Source organism: Clostridium sp. CCUG 7971 (assembly GCF_017590215.1).
In the GTDB taxonomy this organism is placed as follows: Bacteria; Bacillota; Clostridia; order Peptostreptococcales; family Peptostreptococcaceae; genus Faecalimicrobium.
The window spans coordinates 1-4,230 of sequence record NZ_JAFFPK010000121.1 but is presented as its reverse complement, the minus strand read 5'-3'; the positions used below and the strand labels follow the sequence as shown (position 1 = coordinate 4,230).

The 4,230-nt window shown below is 23.0% G+C and carries 5 protein-coding genes; 3 read left to right on the top strand and 2 right to left on the bottom strand.

From position 1 onward, the window contains the following. Positions 1-243: 243 nt before the first annotated feature. Positions 244-1,008 (bottom strand): helix-turn-helix domain-containing protein, encoded by a 765-nt coding sequence (locus JWF52_RS14800; RefSeq protein WP_208334310.1) that lies wholly within the window; start codon positions 1,006-1,008, stop codon positions 244-246. A gap of 344 nt (positions 1,009-1,352) precedes the next feature. Between JWF52_RS14800 and JWF52_RS14795 the strand changes: the two genes are divergently transcribed. After that, positions 1,353-1,877 carry an ATP-binding protein gene (locus JWF52_RS14795; protein ID WP_208334309.1) on the top strand — a complete coding sequence of 175 codons (525 nt, stop codon included), beginning with the start codon at positions 1,353-1,355 and terminating at the stop codon, positions 1,875-1,877. A 427-nt stretch (positions 1,878-2,304) separates the two neighbouring features. Here JWF52_RS14795 and JWF52_RS14790 read toward each other — a convergent pair whose 3' ends face one another. Then, positions 2,305-3,009: a hypothetical protein gene (locus JWF52_RS14790; protein WP_208334308.1), complete on the bottom strand. Its 705-nt coding sequence runs from the start codon at positions 3,007-3,009 to the stop codon at positions 2,305-2,307. A 401-nt stretch (positions 3,010-3,410) separates the two neighbouring features. Here JWF52_RS14790 and JWF52_RS14785 point away from each other — a divergent pair, with 401 nt between their 5' ends. Further along, positions 3,411-3,686 (top strand): hypothetical protein, encoded by a 276-nt coding sequence (locus JWF52_RS14785; RefSeq protein ID WP_208334307.1) that lies wholly within the window; start codon positions 3,411-3,413, stop codon positions 3,684-3,686. A 203-nt stretch (positions 3,687-3,889) separates the two neighbouring features. Beyond that, positions 3,890-4,108 carry a hypothetical protein gene (locus JWF52_RS14780; protein WP_208334306.1) on the top strand — a complete coding sequence of 73 codons (219 nt, stop codon included), beginning with the start codon at positions 3,890-3,892 and terminating at the stop codon, positions 4,106-4,108. The last annotated feature ends 122 nt before the right edge of the window (positions 4,109-4,230 follow it).

Genomic DNA, 4,230 nt, shown 5'->3' with positions numbered 1-4,230 from the left:
ATTATTATGTTTTTTATTTCAAAGCTAAAGATGAAAAAGCTGAAACTAGCAAAAGAGTATTAGTTGATACCACTACAGGTAAAATTTATGGAAATTATAAATCTAAGAAACATGAGTTAATAGATATAGATGATTTTATAAATGTCGTAGTTAAAGATAAAAAGTAATTTAAATTAATTTTTAAAAGCCAGTAAAACTAAATATACTGGCTTTTTTGCTATATTTCACTTTCACTAAAACTCTTTACTTATTCAAATTACGTTTTTTATCTATAATTTCAATAACTATATACCCTATTATTACTAAAGGTGTAGCATATATTATAGTGTTATGTATTAAAGGATATATTTCAAAGATTTTATTTTCAGGTATTCGGTATATAAAATAAATACTTTGATTCTTATTGTTTTTTTCCGTTGCGTATATACCGCCAAAATACTCTTTACCTTCTTTCCACTTTCCATATTCAAAAATTTTATCTGAGGACTTATTAGAAAATTTATAAGCTGTTTCTTCATTTTTATAAAGTCTTAGAAATAAAATATCTTTTGATTCAATTAATTTATCTACATCTGTTTTATAGCTATCTATATCATAGATATCTTTATTTTTTATTATTATACTTAATTCTTTGCTGATTTCCATCCCTTCATTAAACCAATAGTGATATCTTTTTCTAGCAATGTTTTCTTTTGCATTAGTTAAGGTTATTCCTAAAAATAAAACAACAAATAATACACATACAATTCTAGATATTTTTATAAGTTTACTTAGTACTTTAGAATCATTTGAAAGTTTTTTTACCATGTCTTCATCCTCCCTTAATAGTCCATCAAGAGAAATATTATATAAATCACTAAGTTTTACTATACTTTCTAAATCTGGGTAACTTCTACCTACTTCCCAATTTGAAATAGTTGTTCTAGATACATTTAAAATATTTGCTACATTCTCTTGAGTTAATTCTTTTTTTAACCTAGCTTGTTTTAATTTTCTTCCAATTGTCACTATTACTTCTCCTTTCAATTTCAGTATGCAAAACTTTTTCGTATTAAACTAGCCAAGATTATGAACATCAGCAGGAAACACTATGTCAAGATTCTTCACATCCGCTTAATTTGAATAATTTAACAATGCTTTTTATTTTAGCTTTTTAATAAGAATTAGTAAATATTTAATATTTTATTTAATAAGGATTTATATATTAGTCTTAAAATTTCACTTTAGAGACTAGTATTTTTTAAAGATGATATCAAGCACAACTATTTTAGTGAAGACTTTATAAAAATAGTTGTGCTACAATTAAATTACTATTTATTATAAATATTAATTTATTAAAAAGAGGTATTCTGATGAAAGAAATTTTATTTTTATGTGGACCAAATGGAATAGGAAAAACTACTATTTGTAATGAAATTATTAAACAATTACCAAATTCAGCTTATGTTGATTCTGATTCATGTAGGATGATGAATCCATTTATTTTAAATGATGACACAATACCTACAATATCAAAGAATATTAGTGATTTACTGATTAATTATTTAAAATGTTCTACTATTAATACTGTAGTTTTTTCGTATGGATTTCATGGACGAAGAAAAGAAGTGTTTCAAAATGTTCTAATGGAAATTTCTAAAGAGGAATGTAACTTTATTCCGTTTTTACTTTGGTGTAGCGAAGAGGAAAACATTAATAGAATGAATATTGACAACAGAAGTTATGATCGTATTCAAAGAGCTTTAAATGAATCGAGAAAAGATTTTGATGATGTTATTTATCCTAAAATAGATATAACTAATTTATCCGCTTATGAGGCTGCAAAAACTATAATTACTAAAACAAAATCAGGTGTTTATCAAAAGAAAAATATCTAAAAATATTTCATCATAAAAAATAAGTCTTAAACTTTACGCTTAAGAAATAGTTTAAATAATTCTATCATTTTCAATATTTTTAGAAACTAAAAGAGGCAAATTTTAGTTTTTTAGTCTTACTCTTTTTAATATCTATCTGCATCAAAAATTGCTTTTAAAAATCCTCTGTTGTTTTTTGTGATACTACATATTGGATTTATAACTCAATTAATAGACCTCAGATAAAGCTGAGATCTATTTTTTAATTAATTTATGAATATTTCTATAGTAATTATAAAAGTATCTATTTTTTAGTATCCTTTTTGGTTGAAAATAAAAGATTGATAGATTATATATGTTCTCCCCTCTGTACATATTTTTATTTTAAGCTTTTACTAAGTTTCTTATCTGCTCCCCTCTTTATTCACAGTATATAAAAATTATTAGTTTAATCTTGTAATTCTTTTATTTTATTTTTAATATCTATATTTATATTATTATCTAAAGATATTTTTTTTAGCTCATTGTTTAAGTCTGTTTTTTGTTCTTGTGAAATTTTTATTGAAGAATCAATATTATTTATTGAAGAATAAATACGGTCTATTGCTTCTTTTATATCATAATCAATAAATTTAGATACATCTTCTAAATTATTAATTAAAAATTTTAGATTCTCATATGACATAATATTAAAATCTTTTCCATTTTGTAACAAATATTCACTAAGTTGGCACTCTTCATTTGATAAATTAAAATACTCACCTGCAGGGTACATTATATCTTCATTAGAGTTTAGATACTCAATAAGTTTAATTTGTTTTATTAATTTCTCCTTTTCTGTTAGGTTATTGTAATTCTTATTAAAGAAAGAAACTAATCCCCATTCAGAATTTAAAATTTCACTTTTACGATCTTGAAGACTTTGCTTTGAAGGTTTTCCAAAGTTATTAAGATATTCTACATTTTGATCAATACGTTCATCCCTGATTTCTGTTAATTGTTGAATACTTAAATCCTCTAAGTTTTCAGATGTAGCAACTTCTTGTACCTCACTATTAGAATCTTTATTAACAAACAATAACTTAGTAGTTAATAAAGATAAAATTATCATTAAAACAATTAAAGTAATTAGAATTATTTTTTTATTAAGCATGTAATCCTCCCCCTTTAATAAACTAAGTTTTAAATTTTTCTAACTATATACTTTATAATCAATTCTAAAATTTCACTTTAGGTACTAGTTACGTCTTTAGATTAAGATTTTCTATTACACATTAACATAAAAAAGTATATTTACTAACAAGTGGATTAATATAGCATTTAAGTGGAGTGAAATTAGATATATTTAGAAAAATTTTTAGAGTATAATATATTATTTTTATATTTCACTCCTAAATAAACCCATTTTAATCCATTTTTAATTATTCTTTTAAAAATTTTTATATAATTGACTTTGGTCTAAATAAATTAATATTTCCTAAAGGTTTAGTAGATTGTTTTACAGAATCTGATACCCCAAGAAGAATAAATTATCCAAAATGAAAGGATTAAAAAATGAGTAAACAATTAAGAATAATAAATTGGATTATAGGAGGAATTATAACTATACTTTATTTATACGGACCTATGTGGTCTATGCAATATAACTTCAGTTCCCTATCTGAGATTTCTCGAATAGTAGCAAGTGTATTTTTAATATATTGCTTAATATCAGGAATATATTGGATAAAAAATAAAAAAACAAAAATGGCATTTCATTATTTCTTGATAGTAGCCGTATATATAGCAATAGCATTTACTATTTTTATAATTGCTGTACATAGAGGATAAATAATATTAAAGTTTATATTAATGAATAACAAATTTTTTTAAAAATAAGCAACTATAATGACTAAATATTATAAATTCGATAATTCGGGAGAAAGATAAATGAAAAAAATATAATAAGAATTTTAATATTATTAGGTTTAATCTTTGGCAGTTTATTTGTAATAAAATGGAGGGCATATCATTATATTTACAAATATTTAGAGATGCATAATATTACAAAAAATGAAATAATAGAGGCAGATAAACGATGGGGGCTTTTGACATTAAGTAGCGGAGAGTTCGTATTAGATTGTAAAATAAAAGGAAAACCTCAAAATAATATCTACGCTGTTTATTGTAATGGAATAGATAACAAAGTAGGAGTATCTATAAACTATTCAGATGGTGGTTTCAAAGCAAATATAGACTTAAATAAAGAATAAAAATCAATAAATATTATTAAATTTTAACAATCCTTAAAATTTTACTTTAGCAACTAGTTTAAATAAATTTAATTTTTTCAATACTTTAAATACTGTTAGAAATAAAGAAAGTGTAAACTTAA

What these genes read in the sequence shown, in the direction of transcription:
- JWF52_RS14795 (WP_208334309.1), top strand. Translation starts at nt 1,353, where the DNA reads ATGAAAGAAATTTTATTTTTATGTGGACCAAATGGAATAGGAAAAACT.
- JWF52_RS14790 (WP_208334308.1), bottom strand. Translation starts at nt 3,009, where the DNA reads ATGCTTAATAAAAAAATAATTCTAATTACTTTAATTGTTTTAATGATA.
- JWF52_RS14785 (WP_208334307.1), top strand. Translation starts at nt 3,411, where the DNA reads ATGAGTAAACAATTAAGAATAATAAATTGGATTATAGGAGGAATTATA.
- JWF52_RS14780 (WP_208334306.1), top strand. Translation starts at nt 3,890, where the DNA reads ATGCATAATATTACAAAAAATGAAATAATAGAGGCAGATAAACGATGG.